This window comes from Candidatus Erwinia haradaeae, assembly GCF_900698885.1.
Lineage (GTDB): Bacteria > Pseudomonadota > Gammaproteobacteria > Enterobacterales > Enterobacteriaceae > Erwinia_E > Erwinia_E haradaeae_H.
Genome location: NZ_LR217705.1, coordinates 53,361 through 75,159, shown reverse-complemented (window position 1 = coordinate 75,159; position 21,799 = coordinate 53,361). Strand labels below are relative to the sequence as shown.

At 30.2% G+C, this 21,799-nt stretch carries 9 protein-coding genes and 1 tRNA gene; 6 read left to right on the top strand and 4 right to left on the bottom strand.

Features of this window, described 5'->3' with window-relative positions; all coding sequences use genetic code 11:
• Window positions 1–1,092: 1,092 nt before the first annotated feature.
• A complete protein-coding gene (pfkA, locus tag ERCISPPS3390_RS00220; protein ID WP_197094863.1) occupies window positions 1,093–2,055 on the bottom strand; it encodes a 6-phosphofructokinase in 963 nt (320 codons plus the stop codon).
• Window positions 2,056–2,420: 365 nt separating this feature from the next.
• Window positions 2,421–3,323 carry a CDF family cation-efflux transporter FieF gene (gene fieF, locus ERCISPPS3390_RS00215; protein ID WP_197094862.1) on the bottom strand — a complete coding sequence of 301 codons (903 nt, stop codon included), beginning with the start codon at window positions 3,321–3,323 and terminating at the stop codon, window positions 2,421–2,423.
• A gap of 2,026 nt (window positions 3,324–5,349) precedes the next feature.
• Between fieF and ERCISPPS3390_RS00210 the strand changes: the two genes are divergently transcribed.
• The 3 genes from ERCISPPS3390_RS00210 (at window position 5,350) to dut (ending at window position 9,257) form a co-directional block, all read left to right on the top strand.
• Window positions 5,350–5,434 (top strand) — tRNA-Leu (locus tag ERCISPPS3390_RS00210).
• 197 nt (window positions 5,435–5,631) lie between these two features.
• Window positions 5,632–8,487, top strand: coding sequence for a valine--tRNA ligase (locus ERCISPPS3390_RS00205; RefSeq protein ID WP_197094861.1), 2,856 nt, complete (start codon window positions 5,632–5,634; stop codon window positions 8,485–8,487).
• A 311-nt stretch (window positions 8,488–8,798) separates the two neighbouring features.
• Window positions 8,799–9,257, top strand: a complete 459-nt coding sequence (dut, locus tag ERCISPPS3390_RS00200) for a dUTP diphosphatase (protein WP_197094860.1) — start codon at window positions 8,799–8,801, stop codon at window positions 9,255–9,257.
• 757 nt (window positions 9,258–10,014) lie between these two features.
• Here dut and ERCISPPS3390_RS00195 read toward each other — a convergent pair.
• Complete coding sequence (locus ERCISPPS3390_RS00195) at window positions 10,015–11,730, bottom strand: potassium/proton antiporter (protein WP_197094859.1); 1,716 nt, start codon at window positions 11,728–11,730, stop codon at window positions 10,015–10,017.
• A gap of 1,018 nt (window positions 11,731–12,748) precedes the next feature.
• Between ERCISPPS3390_RS00195 and ERCISPPS3390_RS00190 the strand changes: the two genes are divergently transcribed.
• The 3 genes from ERCISPPS3390_RS00190 to ERCISPPS3390_RS00180 all read left to right on the top strand — a co-directional run bounded on the left by ERCISPPS3390_RS00190 (window position 12,749) and on the right by ERCISPPS3390_RS00180 (window position 20,259).
• Complete coding sequence (locus ERCISPPS3390_RS00190; protein WP_197094858.1) at window positions 12,749–13,765, top strand: AI-2E family transporter; 1,017 nt, start codon at window positions 12,749–12,751, stop codon at window positions 13,763–13,765.
• 1,784 nt (window positions 13,766–15,549) lie between these two features.
• Window positions 15,550–16,983, top strand: coding sequence for an exodeoxyribonuclease I (gene sbcB, locus ERCISPPS3390_RS00185; protein WP_197094857.1), 1,434 nt, complete (start codon window positions 15,550–15,552; stop codon window positions 16,981–16,983).
• A gap of 1,935 nt (window positions 16,984–18,918) precedes the next feature.
• On the top strand, window positions 18,919–20,259 hold the full coding sequence (locus tag ERCISPPS3390_RS00180) for a basic amino acid/polyamine antiporter (RefSeq protein ID WP_197094856.1): 1,341 nt from the start codon (window positions 18,919–18,921) through the stop codon (window positions 20,257–20,259).
• 309 nt (window positions 20,260–20,568) lie between these two features.
• On the opposite strand, the gene prmB is transcribed toward ERCISPPS3390_RS00180, so the two are convergent.
• Complete coding sequence (gene prmB / locus ERCISPPS3390_RS00175) at window positions 20,569–21,501, bottom strand: 50S ribosomal protein L3 N(5)-glutamine methyltransferase (RefSeq protein ID WP_197094855.1); 933 nt, start codon at window positions 21,499–21,501, stop codon at window positions 20,569–20,571.
• Between the last annotated feature and the right edge of the window lie 298 nt (window positions 21,502–21,799).

The window sequence follows — 21,799 nt, the reverse complement described above, 5'->3', positions numbered from 1 at the left end:
GCTATTTTTAACTAAAGTGACAAACTATAACTAAACTATTAGAAAAATAACTCACGAAAACTATTATAATCGTCTTGATTTAGAAAAGTTTTTATTTTTGTGCACACACAATCTAAGGTATAAGCACAACCTGAGCTAAAAATTATCATCACCTAAGGTACTGAATCATAAGATTTACTCTAATGACGCACTCACACCTGAGTCATGTATAATAAATATTATATAATGATTCATATACTATAACTGCACCTCAATAATACTGATAAAAATCTATTTATTTAAGATAAAATGATTCTATACGCTATTATCACGTGATAACTATTCTTTGGCTCGAAATTAAAAAGAGAGCTTCATGATAGAATTTTAACGTCCTGTATCTTTATGTATCTTATTATGTTGTATCTTGCGATAAACATCTGTTGTATCTTGCGATAAACATCCAATCTATTTATATAGATAAAAATTTAATTTTATATGCTAAATAAAAAATTCAAATAAAGATTTTAAAAAAATAAAATAATTTTATTAGATTTTATATGATAAAATTTTACTAATCTTATCTCAGAACGTAGACGGTTATTTGTCTTGTGACCATAATTTTACAGGCTCTATATAATAATTTCTACATGTAGAATAATGGAATATCAAGGCCTGGCTTTCATAGAGAATTTATTAAGCACATCCTAAAATTGCGAATAGTTTCCATAACCACGTTTTATTCATAATAAATAATCAGCAGACACTGAAAAAATCCAGTGCTATTTATAGAAAAACTTCATAAATACGATTATTCTAATATTTATTTTAAAATACATAAATGTTACAAAAATACATAAAATATTTAAAATATATAGAGCGATTGTTGAACTTCGCTACTCTTGAAATATAAAAATTATTAAAGAAAATATTAATTTTGACACATAGCGTACGGATTAAACCATAAATGTTACTGAAGAAAAGTAAGTTATAATGTACTATGCATATGCAATATTACATGATGGTTATTTTGCACAACTTTGGTCTTTATAATGACATAACATTTAAAACTGATAACATATAGCACTATAGATATTTCATGCCTAAGTTAGAGGATTAATATAGCTTCTTAGCAATATCTAACCAATCATATTTAAACGGACGTTTCATATTTTTAATGGCATAAACAATATTATGATGCACTATCTTCTCATTTTGAATACCTACACAACATCCGTAAGAACCATCTAATAATAGTTTAGTGGCATAAGCGCCCATGCGTGAGGCTAAAATCCGATCATAAGCCACTGGAGACCCACCCCGCTGAATATGCCCCAATACAGTAACACGTGTATCTCGTTTGGTTTTTTCTTCAATATATCGCGCTAACGCATTAATATCACAAATATGCTCAGTAATAGCAACAATGGCATGTTTCTTACCTTTAGAAAATCCATCCCCGATCTCATCAACTAACTTTTCACGAGTTTCAGGAGTTTCCGGTAAGACAATAAACTCACAACCCCCAGCAATTGCTGCTGCCAAAGTTAAATCTCCACAATATCGCCCCATAACCTCTACAATAGAAATACGTTGATGTGAAGAAGAGGTATCACGTAAGCGATCTATGGCTTCTACCACTGTTTCAAGTGCAGTAAAATATCCAATAGTATAATCTGTACCAGCTACGTCGTTATCAATAGTCCCCGGCAAGCTGATGCAAGGAAACCCCATGTCTGTCAAAGCTTTAGCACCCATGTAAGAACCGTCACCCCCAATTACAACTAAAGCATCAATTCCACGTGTTATCATATTTTGAATAGATGTTCTACGTACTTCTTTTGAACAAAATTCAGGAAAACGAGCAGAACCTAAAAATGTACCACCACGGTTAATGATATCTGACACGCTGTAACGGCTAAGAGCTACCATTCTATTTTCATACAACCCTAAATAACCATCATAAATTCCAAAAATTTCCAAACCCTCACTGATACCTGTACGAACAACACCGCGGATTGCTGCATTCATGCCTGGCGCATCACCACCACTGGTGAGTATACCGATTTTATTCATCATAAAAACCTCTCAATATAGTGATATTGGTTATATATGATGCACGACAAGAACAATCACATATATCATTTTCTAACTAAAACCTTATGAGACGCGCAGATTAAAAAGGAACAATTCAGAATGGATCAACCTACAAACTAAAACATTTACCAGACATGTAACAGACTGGTAACAAAATTTTTCTTTTCAAATAATACTTGATGCCTAAAGTTACATCATTGAGTGATCTTTACTTATAATGTTAATACACTACTCTATATAAACTTACTTACTTAGTTTGAGATGATCACTATTCTCCTGATAACTTCTATAACAATTTGGCATAAATTCTAATACACTTAATACTGGAATATATTCTAAAAATCATTTTATGATCCAATTGTTCTTTGATGTTCTTGAGATACTACAGAACATGGATCTTGATGAATAATCACATCAGAACCAGGAAATCGCATAAGCAACGCCTGCTCAATATGATTTGATATGCTATGCGCCTCACATAAGGGTAAATGATCTTCCATTTCCAAATGTAATTGAATAAAACGTGTTGGGCCAGCCTGACGTGTACGGATATCATGCACTCCGCATATACCAGGCCATGTGGCAACAATTTTCAAAATCGCTTGATACTCTGTTACAGGTAAGGAGCGATCTAGTAATACCTGCACAGCATCACACGCCATGCGCCATGCAGAATACAAAATCCATATACCGATATTAAGAGCACATAATGCATCAGCCCAATAACAGCCAAGCCAACTCAACACCAGGGCGAATAAAATTGCACTATTTATTACTATATCTGATTGATAATGTAACATATCTGCACGTATAGCCTGACTTTGAGTATTTTGCACTACCCAGCGCTGAAAGGTAACTAAAATTAATGTTGAAAATAAAGCTATAAAAGTAACTATAACTAATACTAGAGGTTCCTTGAGTTCTTGAGGGGCGGCAATATGTTGAAAGCCAGTAAAAAAAAGAAAAAGAGCTGAACCACAGATAAATAAACTTTGCACTAATACCGCCAAAGACTCGGCTTTTCCATGACCAAATGCATGTTTAGAATCAGCTGGCTGCATCGCATAACGTATAACTAGTAGATTTGTCAATGAAGCAGCAATGTCCACTAACGAATCTATTAGTGCTGCTAGCACACTAACTGAGCCCGTATACCACCAAGCGCAAAATTTTATAATTAATAAGAGGAACGCAAGCGCTATTGCTGCCATAGCCGCCATAAAAACTTGTCGTGTATATTTTATATTCATCGCGGCTATCCACCAGACATGATCAATTAGTTATACTAACAGTCCAAGACCTCATCTATATTATATGTGAGAGATAGACCAAAAGAATACTACATGATCCTATAAACCATCGATGAGATCGATCTCATTACTATATGCTCTTAATAAAAAATGAAAGATCTTTAAAAACCATAATATATTAAATGCAAAAATTACAATATTTTAAATCTTACAACATCAATGTATATGCATACATATTGATGTTGTATATATTAGATAAGTATAAAAATCTCGCAGACATACGATAACTCAACCCCGTAAAGCATAAAAATCTTTTGATTACATTTTTGCTCGTTATTTAGAATAACAGCGAGGAATATAGTGTCCGCATTATGCACAATTTTAATAGTCTGAATCAGTCTAGTATAGAAAATACCAATATTATCTCTAGTTTTTCTTATATTCTTGATATCATTCACTTTTAACTCATTTAACTAATTTCACTAATTTAACTAATTCAACTAATTAAAAGCATACGCTTTGTTTATGTTTTCTATATAGTCTTTATTACTTTATTATGTAAAACATTAATTAAAATTAGTAAAAAATATTATTAAGAGTGATCTGTTAATAACATTTCTCTACATTTTATATATTCTATTAAAAATAGTATTTTCATAAAAAACTGAACTACAGTTATTAACTAACCTAAAAATCAAAATTAATCTTACTTCTAATAATTTTTATCATTCATAAAATGAATTTCTAATAATTTTTAATTATTAATAATATTTTTATAATTAGCACAAGAATCCTGTATATTCTATATAACACTATTTTTAAAAAAATTTTCGTTATTTATCAGAACCTAGTAAGTCACGAGTAATACCCATGGATATACTAGTCCATATAAATAACATATATACTGATAGCATTTTTAGCATTTTTATTTATATAAACATCAGAGCTTATTGATTTCATCAATATATATTTTCATTAAATTATATCATGATTAAGAATCATAATTCTCAAGCCCGCTTAATAACAAATCTAACTTTAATATAAAATACTGCTTGTAAAATATATAAACACTTGTAATCAATAAGCAATTAACCATATAATGATTTAAATAAAATACATAAATACTTTATAGTAACTTTAATTTTTGAGTCTGTAACTTACCATGCTATAAATCACAAGATTCAAATGCTTTCAATAAAATCTAAAGAACAATAAAATATGGGGTAATATTTATTATAGTTATGCTTATATCTATAATGTATTAGATAATTTTATAAAAAATTCCATAAAACATACGAATAATCCATATTTTTTATACTAAAATAATTAATCTTTTTCGATCTTAATCTTAATCGAATAATAATAACTTTGATGTAATCTTTTGCCTTATGAATATTAATATCGTATATCTCACGCAAGATGATTTATAAAAAATACTTACAAAAATTATAGTAAATTAAAAATTCTAACATAATTAAAAATTTTTTAAAAAACTCTACTACAAGTATCTTATTTATTGCGCTCGCAGGATACAAAACACATAAAAAATCTGGATCACATAGCATGTTGTTTATCACATAACTATGTGGATGCATATTGAGCATATAAGTAGGATTGCTCTTGTTACATAACTAATTACACTAGTGTAATTAGTTATGTAACAATATTATTTATTTCTTGATAAATCTATATTTTTACCCTTGAGAAAATACAAAAATTAAGAAATAATCTCAATTAAAGGATTGATTAATTCTTAATTAAAAACAAAACTATAAAATAGTTCACCTTTCATTTAACCTATTAATCCAATCATTATATGTTTTTCTGATGATTAAATGCATTTAACTTAAGATTTTTAATATTTTAGTGTATAAAATCTTTTATATAAAGTTATGTTCAATAAGTTATTATCTCAATATTGTATACACACAAATCTAACATTTTATATATAGCATCATAAATCCAGTTGCATAAATAGAAAAAAACAATGTAATATAACTCTATTACTTAAAAACTCTCTAAAACAGCCGAAGTGGCGAAACTGGTAAACGCAGTTGACTCAAAATCAACCGCCGAAAGGCATGCCGGTTCAATTCCGGCCTTCGGCACCACCGTATAAAATTCTGACAATATTTTAGTGATATTTGGTGATATTTAGTGATTTTAACATAATGAGGTTTATGTGATACCCATCCATATATGATCTCTATTGGCTCAAGTTATTTATATTAAAGCATGCAATCATATTTTATCGTGTCATACGTACTAACATACAGTAATACCATCTATTGCCTGAGAAATAGCACACATGGAAAAAAGGTATAATCCAAAAAACATAGAAAAACTACTCTATCAAAATTGGGAGAAAAAAGGCTATTTTAAACCAAATGATGACACATCTCAGGAAAGTTTTTGTATTATGATGCCACCACCAAATATCACTGGTAACTTACATCTTGGTCATGCTTTTCAGCAAACTATTATGGATATCATGATTCGATACCATCGCATGCAAGGAAAAAACACCCTATGGCAAACAGGAACTGATCATGCAGGTATTGCCACTCAACTATTAATTACAAGAAAGATTAGTGAAGAAGAAAATAAAACCAGTCAAGATTATGATACTGATGCCTTAATTGAAAAAACTTGGCAATGGAAAAATCATTTCAATAATATAATCTCTCATCAAATACGTCGCTTGGGCAACTCTGTTGACTGGACACGTGAACGCTTTACCATGGATCATGGTTTTTCAGATGCGGTAAAAAAAATATTTATTCTTCTATATAAAGAAAAACTTATTTATCGTAAAAAGAGCTTAGTTAACTGGGACCCAAAACTACGTACTGCCATCTCTGATCTAGAAGTAGAAAATCTCGAGAAAAAAGGATCCATGTGGTACATTCGCTATCATCTTGCGCATGGTGTTAAAACTGCTGAAGGAAAAACGTACATAGTGATTGCGACTACACGCCCAGAAACTATATTAGGCGATACAGGAGTAGCTGTCAACCCTGAAGATATACGCTATAAAGCTCTCATTGGTAAATTTTTAGTGTTGCCCTTGACTAATCGTTTAATCCCTATAATTGGTGACAAATATGTAGAAATATCAAAAGGTACTGGCTGTATGAAAATTACTCCTGCTCATGATTTTAATGACTATCATATAGGTTGTCGTCATCAATTGCCAATGATTAATATTTTTACTTGCACTGCACACATTCGAGACTGCGCCCAGGTTTATGATGCTTATGGCCAAGAATTGAATAACTGTGATTCAACAATACCTTTATCTGTTCGTGGATTAGATCGTTTTGAAGCGCGCAAAGTAATTATTGAAGAGATTCAAAAAATAGGTTTGCTAGAAGATATCCAAACGCATCATCTTATGATTCCACATGGTGAACGTAGTGGCGTTGTGATAGAAGCTATGCTAAATACGCAATGGTATATCCGCATGACACCGTTAGCTGAAGTGGCTATACAAGCAGTTCAGTCAGGAGAAATTCAATTTGTACCAAAACAATACGCTAATATGTATTTCTCTTGGATGAAAAATATCGAAGATTGGTGTATTTCCCGCCAACTATGGTGGGGTCATCGCATTCCAGCCTGGCACGATCCATCTGGCAATATCTACGTTGCATATAACGAACAAGAAGCTCGCACAGAGAACAAACTGAACTTTGATCTACCTCTAACTCAAGAGGTAGATGTGCTAGATACATGGTTCTCTTCTGCTCTTTGGACATTTGTAAGTTTAGGGTGGCCAAAGAATACTAAAGAGTTAAAAACTTTTCATCCAACTCATGTATTAGTTAGTGGTTTTGATATTATATTTTTTTGGATTGCCCGTATGATTATGCTTACTATGCACTTTATAAAAGACGATAGCGGCAAAATCCAAGTACCCTTTAAAACTGTTTATGTAACTGGTTTAATTCGAGATGATGAAGGTCAGAAAATGTCAAAATCCAAAGGAAATATCATCGATCCATTAGACATGATCGATGGAATTTCACTGGAAGAATTAATTAAGAAGCGCACTAAAAATATGATAAAGCCTCAATTAGCAGAAATAATCCGTCAACGTACTAAAAAGCAATTTCCATGTGGCATAGAGGCGCATGGCACGGATGCATTGAGATTTACTTTAGCATCTTTAGCATCAACTGGGCGTGATATTCACTGGGACATGAAACGTCTAAAAGGTTACCGTCACTTCTGCAATAAACTCTGGAATGGTAGTCGCTTTGTCCTGATGAATACTGAAAAACATGACTGTGGTTTTTTCGACGGCGAATTAGAACTCTCTGTACCTGATCGCTGGATCATTTCAAAATTTAACTATACAGCACAAGCTTGGCACGAAGCCTTAAATCACTACCGTTTTGATCTTGCTGCTCATATTCTATACGAGTTTACATGGAATCAATTCTGTGATTGGTATCTAGAATTAACAAAACCAATCTTAAATAACGGCACTCAATCTCAATTAAGAGGAACACGCAACACACTGGTCAGTGTATTAGCGGACTTACTTTGCCTGGCTCATCCACTGATTCCATTTATTACCGAAACGATCTGGCAACGAGTAAAAGTGATAAAACAAATTAAAGATGAGACTATTATGTTCCAACCTGTACCAACATTTTCTGCAACTTGCATTCATGATAAATCAATAAAAGATATCGAGTGGATTAAACAAGTTATCGTTGCCATACGCAATATGCGCAATAAAAATCATATTCCCCAAACACACAGTCTAGATCTGCTTTTGCATACAAAAAGTGATCATGTAATTCACAGAATACACAATAATTATTATCTAATAAAAACTCTTGCTAATCTAAAAACAATACAAATTGTACCTAAAGATACTAATCATCCATTAGCCTATAATCAATCAATAGAAGATGCAGACTTACTACTACCCTTAGAAAGTTTAGTAGATAAGAATATCGAACTAAATCATATAAAATCTGATATTATCAAATTGGAAGCGGTAATCAAACAGATTCATAGCAAACTGGATAATAAAAACTTTATCAAACTAGCACCGGAAGCCGTTGTAATTAAAGAAAAAAAACGCCTCAAAGACTGTGAGTTAAAAATATCAAAATTAATAGAGAAAAAAAGATTAATATGCGCTATGTAACATCAAAAATATTGTGCAAATTACTCTAATCTATCCAAACTTATCTGTCGGTCAATAAATTGATCGTCTTAGAATCGGATATTTACCAAAGGTAAGAAAATAAAAATATAAAATATTCACGTAACTACTATCTCTTTTAGAGTACATACCTTATATATATTCTATAAATCGCCTTTAGTTCTGTATTTTGTAAAAATAGATACTTTAGAAAGAAAACTATATTAAAATTATCTACTATTATAGTATACTTAATATACTCAAGGTAACGACAAAAGAAAATATCTAACAAGTCTCACTTTCTAAATCGCAATATGAGAAAAAAAATCGACATTAAAATTCTAGATAATAGAATCGGTACTTCTTTTCCAATACCAAGCTATGCTACTCCCGGCTCTGCTGGCATAGATTTACGGGCCTGTATAGAAAGTACACTCATCGTACATCCTGGGGAAACACACTTAATAGGAACAGGTATAGCTGTACATATTTCTGACCCCAAGGTTACAGCAATCATACTGCCACGATCTGGCCTTGGTCATGCAAATGGTGTTGTACTTGGGAATCTTGTGGGTTTAATCGATTCTGATTATCATGGGCAGATTATGATCTCACTCTGGAATCGTAAACAGTATCCGTTTATGATCACAGCCGGTGAGCGTATTGCACAAATGATCTTTTTACCTGTTATACAAGTAGAATTCAATCTAGTTCATAATTTCACTAATAGCCAACGAGGTTCAGGTGGTTTTGGACACACAGGACGTCAATAACTTTTACTGTCAATGAAAATAGTTGCATTACATGATTATAGTCATATTGATGGATTTTATGATATTATTTTATTTCTAAAATATCTTTTAGAAAAACAATAATCTAAATAAAATATCTATAGAAAGTTTTATCTAGACATCAATAGTAGTAATTTGATGACGTGATCATTTATCATGATATAAGTATTATGATAATATGAATGCATAAATCTTAATTTTAATTATCTATAACATATATATTGTTAGTACTTGTTCAAACGACAATTACAAATTAATATACTGAAGTGTATAGTATTTTATTGGATGCTATATTGGTCATGATTTCTATTTCCTTTTGGAACATATTAAAATAATCGCATAATACATCAGATACTAAATGCGCTTTTGTAAAAGTATCAACAGAACTTTAATAGTTAACTTATATTTATCTATATAATAACCACGGTTCAGATGAGACATCTCATTACATATTTTACATAAAAAAACTATTTATTTATACACTTAATACACTGAAAATATACAAAAAACTAAATTAATAGTTATCATCTATCATGTGTGATATTCTATCATAAGACCCTTAATAGATACTCATTTCACTTTTTTTAAAATCAAGAAATCTATACTTTATGTTTAAAACATAACCAGCGATTCATAAAAATCTTAATTTTTTAAAAATGATAAAAAATCTCAAAGTAAATGAATAAAATTTAGATAGAATATTTCTTAGAATATGGCATCTATTATTAGAAGGTAATAATTATTCCTGCACCCTCACGCCAATCTTAACAATTCCGTGATCTGATTTTTCTGCGACCGTCCATAATATATTTTTCCATTCAATTTGATCCCCAACTACAGGTGCTGCTCCTATAATATCTGCAACCATCTCGCCAAGTGTTTGTTGATTATTTGTCTCATCATCAAGTTCAATCCCATAAATATGAGCAACATTCTGTAAAGAAACGTTCGCCTGTAAAATAAAGTCACCAAAAAATCTTTGATCCGAAACAGGCGGAGACTGACTAAATAACTTCCCTAAAGCAGATAGATCTCGGTCGCGACCAATAACGCACAAAACATCATTTTCTTTTAGTCGAGTGCTACCAGATGGATGAAGTAATTGATTTTTACGAAATAATGCAGCAATTCGTGTTTGAGAAGGCATACGTAAATCACGTAATGCAGCACCAATACACCACTTATCTTCCTTCAGTTGGTAAATGAATTGTTCCCATGGATTCTCAGGATGAATATCCAGACCAATACGAGAAATTGGTGATGCTAACGGCGGTATAACTACACGAGCCTTTCGTGCCGCCCAACTTAGCGAGGTACCTTGAATCGTTAGTGATACTAAAACTACAAAAAATGCAATATTAAAAAAAAGAGATGCCTGGGGTAATCCCGCCATCATAGGAAAAACCGCAAGTATAATAGGCAGCGCTCCACGAAGACCAACCCAGCTTATAAACATACGCTCTCGAATATTAAACCCACGAAATGGTAATAAACCAATCAAAATTGAAAATGGACGAGCAACAAGAATAAGACAGATAGATAGTAATGTAGCCGGAAGTGCAATAGACCAGAGATCTGCAGGATTAACTAATAATCCTAATACTAAAAACATACCAATTTGACTTAACCAAGCCAGGCCATCAAAAATTTGCAAAATACCATGACGATTACGGATTGGGCGGTTTCCAAGAATAAAACCACATAAGTACACCGCGAGGATGCCGCTTCCTTCTAACATCGACGTTACGGAAAAAACTAGAATGCCTCCGCTAACTGCCAATAATGGGTATAAACCGCTAGCTAATGAAACACGATTAATAATTTGCAATAATGCCAACCCTCCACCTAAACCTAGCAGAATGCCCAACCCAAATTGCTGTATTATTTGAAAAATAAATATCCAATTAATTCCTATTTGTTCATTTTGGATCATTTTAATCAAAGTAACAGTTAAAAAAACAGCCATTGGATCATTACTTCCAGATTCAATTTCCAAGGTGGCGCTAACACGTTCATTCAGTCCTTTGCCACCTAAAAGTGAAAAAACTGCTGCAGCATCAGTAGAACCGATAATTGAGCCGATAAGAAAACCATTAGGTAAGGTAAGATCAAACAACCGTGCAGCAGCTAAGCCAGTTAAACCAGCTGTAATTAAAACTCCTACTGTAGCTAATGATAATGCCGGACCTAAAGCCACCCTAAAAGAACTTGCTTGAGTACGCATGCCACCATCGAGAAGAATTACAGCTAAAGCAAGATTACTGATCAAATAGGCAGCAGGGTAATTATCAAAAGCAATTCCACCAATACCATCAACTCCAGCTAACATACCAATAGCAAGAAAAATCACTAAAATAGGAATGCCTAACCGTGATGAAAAAGAGCTCAGCAAGATACTTGTAGCAACCAGTATTGAACCGATAATAAAAAGACCGTAAATCGCACTAGATTCCAATAGACATTTCCTTTATTGAAGATCAAATATTTATATAGTTAAATATATATTTGAATTATTCAAATACAAAAACACCATAAGGTGAACCATTAAAAAATCATCGGCCGAAAAAATATTTAGTTTTAGAAATAAAACCCTGCTCACATGAATAATTCAGTTATTATATTTAGTATAATGCAAAATCATAGCCTCATTTATTTCGAGGGCGAGATGAAAAAAATCTGAAAACATATTAAAATTATTTTTTAGAATTATCGATATTAATACATCTTATGTTCTAATATCTTATATATCATAGACTGATTATGGTCTCTTATTATGCATTCTAAGCTTTGGAGATATATGACAATTATAGATTTGAACTTATTAGTATAGCCAGCGCACAAATTAGCTATAAAATTAACACTATATAAATCTCCGTGTTTTTTACATACATATAATAAATAAAATAAAAATATTATTATTAAACTTCCAAAAATATTAAAAATATTAAAAATATTAACTTAATTCATATTAAGCGACTAAAATTCAAATTATTTATTTTATATATTCAAAAATACGCAAATAATTGGATCTTTTATACTAAAAAAAGTATCATTTTATGATCGAAAACAAAAGATACGATATATAACATTCACTACCTGCACTCAAGACACCACTATATTAAACTCATGCCTATTATTCATTGTGTATTACATACAGCGTAATATTTTAACACTAAAATACTAACAAACGTTTAATAAACTATCTGCTTAGTACAAAACTATTTAAAATACACAGAAATATATAACGCATAAATAAAGAAACAATAAAATAACAACCTATTTTTATCAAACTACTTTCAAACTGACTACCATACACAAGATAATCTGGTAGGGAACCATAATAAATTTATCAAAATAATATGACTATTTTGACTGATGATAATTATGTTGCTACAAATCACTATATGATTACTATACTGTCGGTATACTGTCGGTATTGGTGAAATACATATCTTAAATATTTAGGATAAAATATGCATATACGAAATACAAAATGTCTCATGCTTTGCAGAGCTGCGAGTTTTTTGCTGGTTTTTGTTGCACTGATTGCTCTGTTTCCCTTACGTTTACTGCCATGTTTTTTAGCAGGATTTATTATGTATGAAATTATCTTAGGACTCACTATTCTTGTGGGGTATCTAGTAAAGGCTCCCGCAGCACGCTGGGTCAGCATTATGTTTCTTAGCGCTCTGTTAATCCTCTTAATAGTTTCTGGGGCTACTAAACTCATCGGATTTCTTTTGCACGATTGTCAAGATTTTTCTAGTTTTCAAACTAATGCTAGTAATCTTCTTAGAGATGCACAAAATACTCTCTCTCCATTGATTACACGTTACTTACCATTAAATATAGATGACTTAAAGAATCAGGTAATCAACTGGTTACATGAAAATTTGGTGATGCAAACTTTTAGTCGTAATGCAGCACACACTGTGGCTACTATGCTTATTGGAGCAGTCTTAGGCGTAATGATTTCTCTGCAAAATAATAGCAAACAAAGATTGAACACACCTTTACAAAATGCCATCCTGGATAGGTTAACCATACTTTCAGAAGCTTTTCACAATGTGATTTTTGCCCAAATTCATGTATCGCTATTTAATACACTATTAACTAGTTGCTTTCTATTCGGAATACTACCTCTTTTTGAACTGCATTTTCCATTTTCTAAAACCATAATAGTACTAACTTTTTTTACGGGATTGTTACCAATTATTGGGAATTTGATTTCTAATACAGTTATTTTTTTGATTGGGCTTTCTATATCACTTGAAGCTGGTCTTGTTTCTCTAACTTATCTTATCATCGTTCATAAGTTAGAATATTTTATTAATGCGCATATTTTTAGTGGTCGAATTCACGCAAAAACCTGGGAAATTCTATTAGCTATGTTAATATTTGAAGCTACTTTTGGCATTACCGGGGTAATTGCAGCTCCAATTTATTATGCCTACCTTAAAGCTGAATTACGAAAATATGAGCTAATTTAAATACAATATATCAAACAACCAATCTAAAATTCAGTATTATTAGTACACTGTTATTTTAGGAATCGCTTAATCATAATACAAACCATTGGTTAATTACATATCACGCACACTAACTCTATAGAATTCTAATTAATTATTTTCCAAACACAGGTACAGTTGAATTAACTGAATATTATTTTTCAATCTTGTTATATATATTCTAACTACAAAACAAAAGAAAGTTTATAAATATTATTTATTAGTTAAATATTATAGTTAAGATCAACCAAAATAATAAAATTTACCAACTTATTAACCTATATTATATATCATGCTGCTCAGCAGAAAAACCTAAACGTTTTATTAACTAGAAAATCTACTGAATATGCTAATATAACTTATAATGTTCTATATTCTAAAATCAATAAAATCTTCCTATATAAAAAAGCTTAATCAGAATATAATCCTTATATGTATTAAGTGGGGTTACTAACAAACCATTTTATGAGAAAAAGCTAAATAATCTATTATAAAAGAAAATTCTATTTTAGAAAAATAGCGTATCTTTGTAAGTAAAACACAACTTTTAGTTACAATAAACAATAAACTAATCAACTAAAACCTAACAACTTCTGTATATAATATAATAAAACATACAAAAAGTTTCTATTTCACCTATTCTTTTAGCAATAACACTTAATTTAAAATATTTTAATCATTTTTATTTTTAATCTAATAAAATTAGAAATCTTCTATTAAACGTCATTAAAAGAAAAATAATTAAAAGATAATTTTTCATGAGTCACAAAAGATCGTTTTTTTATTTTTCAAAATAGATTTTATCATTGACAATTGCAGAATAATACATAGATTTTCGGATGCGCATCGCATTAAATGCTTTTATCTTTCCTAACTAAATAGAACCTGAAAGCATTGGCAGAGCATTGGTAAATTCATATTATTAAACATAAATCTATATCTACAATAAAAAAGACAAAAATTAATATGCAATATTACCCATCTATAACTCATTTTTTCGTGTAAATATAGATCTCTTAATATAGCATGTAGCTTACATTACTTTTTATTTAAAACAAAAAACACTCACTAGTAGTGAAAAATCACATTTCTCTAAATGAAAGCATAAATAGTTTTATGTACGTGCGTATTAATAATTTTTAACTATATATATTTATGAACTATATATATTTATGATATATAACAAGTATTGCTGGATTTAAATTAAAATAAATAATTAAGAAATAATATTTTTCAAGAAAATAAAATCCGAACGTCATTCCCCGTTATTACTAAATTTTGCGCTTATAAAAACAAATTTACTATTAGGTATCTGGTGTTCGTACAAGTAGACGCGATTAATTTTTTACCAGAAAATTTATATAGACAAATAAATATAGAAATCAGCCTCATGCTATCTAAAGAAAAAGAATAATACGTGATCTATCACAATATAAAATATCTATATTTTACTTTTAAAACCTATCATTTGGTCTTAACTGTTATCTCATATTGCACGTATTGATTCTTACTATACATGATTAATATCAAGTGATCTGATTTATTTTAAATAAAAGATATACACAAGTATCTTAAAATACTATAAATAATGATATTATATACTCTATAAATCTTATTAACTAATTTTTGATCATTATTTTATAACGACACGAACTTAAATCATAGCTAATAATGTATTCTTCATCAGCATAAAGTTCTATACCTAACTTAACTTATAAAAAATTGTATACTTGATTATAGGAACGCTATACACTGAAACTATATTTATGCAACCTACTTTTCTATTTTATGACTATGAAACCTTTGGAATAAGTCCATCATTAGACAGACCAGCGCAATTTGCAGCAATACGCACTGATATGGATTTCAATCTTATAGGCGAGCCTGAAATTATTTATTGTTGCCTAGCAAATGATTATTTACCGCAACCGGAAGCAGTACTTATAACAGGCATTACACCACAAATTACCCAGTTACGGGGTATAAATGAGGCAAAATTTACTAAACGTATTCATGAAATATTTTGCGTACCTAACACCTGCATTGTAGGTTATAACAATATTTGTTTTGATGATGAAGTCAGTAGAAATTTATTCTACCGAAACTTTTATGATCCTTATGATTGGAGCTGGAAACATTCTAATAGTCGATGGGATCTGTTAGATGTAGCTAGAGCTTGCTATGCTTTACGCCCAGATGGTGTTCGTTGGCCAAAAAACCATCAAGGCTTTCCTACTTTCTCTCTAGAAAGCATCACCAAGGAAAATCAGATAATTCATCACAGCGCACATGACGCATTATCTGATGTATATGCGACAATTTCTCTTGCAAAATTAATTAAAAAAAAACAACCGAAATTATATAATTTTTTATATACTCATCGACAAAAACATAATCTCCGTGCATTAATAAATTATTCAAAAATGCGCAGTTTTGTTTTTATTTCTAGCAGGTTTGGAAAAGAAAAGAGTAATATTAGTTGTGTTGCTCCACTAGCATGGCACCCTAATAATAAAAACGCTCTAATAACGTGCGATCTTGGTAAAGATATTTCGCCACTTATAGCTCTTAATGCTAATATATCATGTCAGTCTCTTAGTAATGATTACAGTCTAACCAATAATAACTTTAACCTTCCGTTACAACTAATTTATATAAATAAATGCCCTGTTATTGCACCAGCTAATGTCTTAAGAGAATCTGATGCTCTTCGTGTCGGGATAAACTTAAAATACTATGATAATAATCTAGCTCAATTGCTCAAATATACAAAGATACGTGAAAAAGTTATAGAACTGTATAAAACAAAGGCAAAATACATCCATTTAGGAGATATAGATACACAAATTTATAATGGTTTCTTTAGTTATGTTGATCGCTCTACAATCAATACTATATGCAATTCTCCTATAGAAAACCTATCAACCTTAAATCTCACGTTTTATGATAAACGTCTTGAACAGTTATTTTTTCGATTTCGTGCGCGAAATTTTCCAGATTTATTAACTTCTGCAGAAAAAGTAGCATGGTTAAAGCATCGACGTACAATATTAAATCCGATATACATACAAGAATATAAAAATAAAATTAAGTTACTTTATGTAAAGCATCACGTTGATCCAAATAAACAAGCAAAGCTTCAAGCACTATTAGATTACACAAAAGACATTGAGCTTTCCTTAAATGTTGAATCTTTTTAACTAACCTTTAATTTTTTAATCTAGATTAAAATATCCCAAGCATATTTCTATATATCATCGATACTAAATACTTCAACCTAATGTGATGACACAGAATGCTATTAAGCTATATCATAAAAAAATTAATCACACAAAATTTAGAGAAAAAATAATGTCAATATTGCATATTTAGCATAAAATTTTACAAAAACTGAAAAAAAATAATTAAAATATCAGTGTGTATTTATATCTTGCTTTTGCGCTTTTTTAAAAATCAATCATAGATATACTATAGTTTTTATCTTTATCTCATAATTTCTTAGAATCTTCTGTCAACCGTGAAAACCTCAATATAAATATTATACAATAATAAAAATAAAGGTAAAAATTATTCGGTTATCTACTATAACTGCAAGTGAATTAATAAAAACATTATATATATCGATGGTATCATCTAATCGAGTAATTAGATAAGGCCGGTACAATAAGTAATAAAGCAGCTCTGTATTAGTGCAAAAGTTTTATGGTAAATATCACTTAATATGTAGCATACTTTATACATCCACAAAAATATTTTTAAAAATTACTATAAGTTTTTGCATATGTAAGAGTAAATTATTTTAATTAATCAATATTTATAAAAAACTTATAGTAAAAAATCTTAAATAAATACAAAAAAAGAATTATTATAAATAATCCTATTTTATCTATCAATGATTTTCTATCTTTTGCTTAAGATGGCAATACAAATTAAATATTTAACGTTCATGCCGCATCATAAAAAAATAAAATCCTATTTCTCTAAAGAACTGGAAATAAAAAGACTGTTTAGTTTTTGTAGCGACGTGAGATTCCAGACATCTTTAATCATAACAAAAAAAATAATATACTTTTGTTTGATTGTAGAATTCTATTCTTCTGTAAAATTATCCTACGTATATTCTTAATATTAGCTACAATAAAAGTTATTTATACTGTATGATGTCATCAGCATCTTTGCACTAGATGCTTTTAGCAATGTATCAATGTTTTATATGATGCTCGTTAATGTAATTAACTTTCTAACAATAACCTATCCAGACAATAGTTTATCGAATTAGAAATACTTGGTTTAAGAGAAATTCATGAATTATAAACGCTTTTATTTAAATATCTTTTATTTATATAAGATTTTAGACAAAAACACAGATATACACGTATCCAGTAACAGTGAAAATGTATGTTTTTACTCAAAAACCAGTATATACAATATTCACTAATTTTAAGTTTTTATCTTCAAATCTCAAATAATATATACTCATTACGATCTATGATAAATGATCTTATCTTCAGGACTCACGTACTATCTAAATTTATGATCGTAAGATAACATCTTCTTTACTCAGATCTGAGATATAATGAAAACTAATAAGTAGTTTAATTTTTAAGAAACCTTTTGTATATCTCCAGAAATAAATCACTAAAATTTAAAAATTTAAATAATAATACTTAGTATCAAATATAAATTATTTGCATCTGTAGAAAAAAAATAAACAAGTTTTACGATAACCTATTAAAATATATCAGATACTATCCGGATAGTTAACATGCTTATAGCACTCATACTGATTAAGATAAAAAAATCTTACAAAGATAGTATATTTTGCGAAAAATAATATTACCTATAACACATGCTATGTTTTTTAAAAACAACGTAATGGTTCAATCAAAGTTGAATCACATTATTCAAGAATTATTCTTTAATAGAATTATTGAAATAACTATATAAATAAATTTTTTTAATACTAAGTTACGAGCCCGTACAAATGATTTTGATGAGTATAATTTTGGATGAAAATTTTAGCTTAAGCTAAATATAAGAAATATATATTTATTTTTATATCATACGTTAGTAATGATATTAAACCATTATAAATAATAATTAATTAATATTATATTCTATATTTGAGGTATTTTTTGAGTAAAAATTTAAATTTAAGTGCGCTAACTGCACTTGTTCTCAGTTCAATGTTAGGGGCTGGTATTTTTAGCTTGCCACAAAATATGGCAGAAATTGCCAGCCCTGCTGCGTTACTTATAGCGTGGGGTATTACTGGGTGCGGTGTAATGCTACTAGCATTAACATTACTATTACTGAGTAGACTAAAACCTCATTTAGACGGTGGTATTTTTATATACGCTCAAGCAGGATTTGGAAAATTTATCGGATTCTGTTCTGCCTGGGGATATTGGTTATGTGCAGTAATTGCAAATGCCTCTTATTTAGTAATTGTCTGTTCTTCTATAAGTTTTTTTATTGACTCTCCAAATCACATTATATTTGGAAACGGTAATACATGGCAAGCCATATTAGCAGCCTCTTTTTTATTATGGCTGATTCATTCATTAGTTTTGCAAGGTATTAGAACAGCAGCCAGTATTAATCTTATTGCAACATTAGCTAAACTTGTGCCTCTCGGGTTATTTATTATTTTAGCAATCAGCGCTTTTAAATATCATTGTTTTTGTTTTGATTTTACTGGTTTATCGTTACAAAAATCACTATCTCAGCAGGTAAAAGACACCATGCTGATTACTTTATGGGTCTTTATTGGAATCGAGGGAGCAGTAGTTATGTCATCCCACGCGCGCAATAAACATGACATTGGGCGCGCTACAATGTTTGCCGTGCTTATAGCGTTGGTAATCTATTTACTAGTTAGTTTACTATCTTTAGGTGTGATCCCAAGAGAAGAATTAGCAAAAATGCAAAATCCTGCCATGGCTGGAATTATGAATCATTTATTAGGGAGCTGGGGCAGTATTATTATTATCACTGGTCTTATTCTCTCGGTATGTGGCGCATACCTTAGCTGGACTATCATGGCTTCAGAAGTACCTGTGATTGCTGCACAGCATGATTTGTGCCCAGTTCGCGCACTTGCAACTCAAAATTCTCCTAAGGCATCGAAACTTTCTTTATCTCTGACAAATATATGCGTACAGCTTGCTTTAATATTAATTTGGTTAACTCATTGTAATTATAACACATTGCTCAGCATCGCATCAGAAATGATACTAATGCCATATTTGTTAGTTAGTGCTTATCTTTTTAAAGTTTCACGTGAATTACATAAACCCTTTATAACTCTTATATCAATTGGCTCAGGCGCCTACGGAACCTGGTTAATATATGCATCAGGTATCTTAAATTTACTACTGTCGATGATGCTTTATATACCTGGAGTTCTAATTTTTATCATAACCAAGAAACTAAAAAAATATAGTAATTTTGATCCTAATAAACAATCTAAATGAACAATCTATACAATCTAACTCACCTCGTATAATATATATAGATTGCATTAATTAAGAATCTGAGACTTACAAAAAAATCTTAATTATATACTCTACAAACAATCTTTTAGTTTAATTAGTATAAAAATACTATATATCATGTATTGACTCTTTTGTATCAACTTTATTTCTAAATTAGATGATATATAAATCTAACTTAAGCTATATAATACCATTCATTCATTCATTCATTCATTCATTCATTAGGGAGTTTATCGCAAAAAAACAAGACAGTATCATCATTAATATAATTAAATTAATTTAATTATATTAATTTTCTATAATTTTTTCTTTATTCTTCATATTAATTATTTGATTTCTTGTAAGAAAAAACACCCCACCACCACCATTATCTAACTCAATCCAATTAAAAGGTATATCTGGGTTACTAGTAATCAAAGCATTCATGCTATTACCAACTTCACAAACAAGAATCCCATTTATATTTAAATATTGCGCCACATTATTTAAAATACGAAACAATAATGTTAGTCCATGATCACCACCCAAAAAACCAAGTATAGGTTCATGATGATATTCTTTAGGTAACTCTTTTATAATGTCAACATCCACATATGGTGGATTGGTCACAATTAAATCATATTGTTTTATAGGTAACTCATCAAATAAATCAGAATAAATAGGTGTCACACGTTTTTTCAAATCATACATATCAATATTTTTATTAGCTACAGCTAATGCATCTCTAGAAATATCTACCGCATCAACCGTTGCATGCGGAAATACTAAAGCACAAACAATAGCTATACAGCCACTACCGGTGCACATATCAAGAACACATTCAGGCTCCTTATTAAGGATTCCAGAAAATTTCTGAGTAATTAATTCAGCAATAGGAGAACGTGGAATCAGTACACGTTCATCAACATAAAACTCATAACCACAAAACCACGCCTTATTTGTTAAATAAGCAACAGGAATATGATCATTAATGCGATGCTCTACACGATCAACAATGCTCTGTCTTTCGCTATATGTCAGTCTAGCGGAAAATACAATATCTGAAATTTCTAAGGGTAAATAAAGCGTAGGAAAAATCAGCTGAATCGCCTCATCCCAGGGGTTATCAGTACCATGACCATAATGTAAATCAGCAGCAGCAAAACAACTAACTGACCATCGCAACATATCACCAATCGTTCGTAAGTCGTTAACTGCTTCATTAAGCATGCATTTTTTCATATACTCCTCCATCAAATATGATACACGAGCTCATATTATTAATCTAATCATATGAAAAAATCTTAATAATAATTAATGTCAGTGGCGATATTAAAAATAGTTAAAATTGATACTATCAGGAAACACTAATGTTATACATTATACAATATAAAATCGAGAAATAAATCCTTAGAGAGCTATGAATAATAAATTACAATCTACATACAACACACCAAATATGCGAGACAACTTATTAATCTCGCGAATCATATATATTACCAACCAATTAAGAAAGCACGTTCTCTAAAGTTTATCTGAG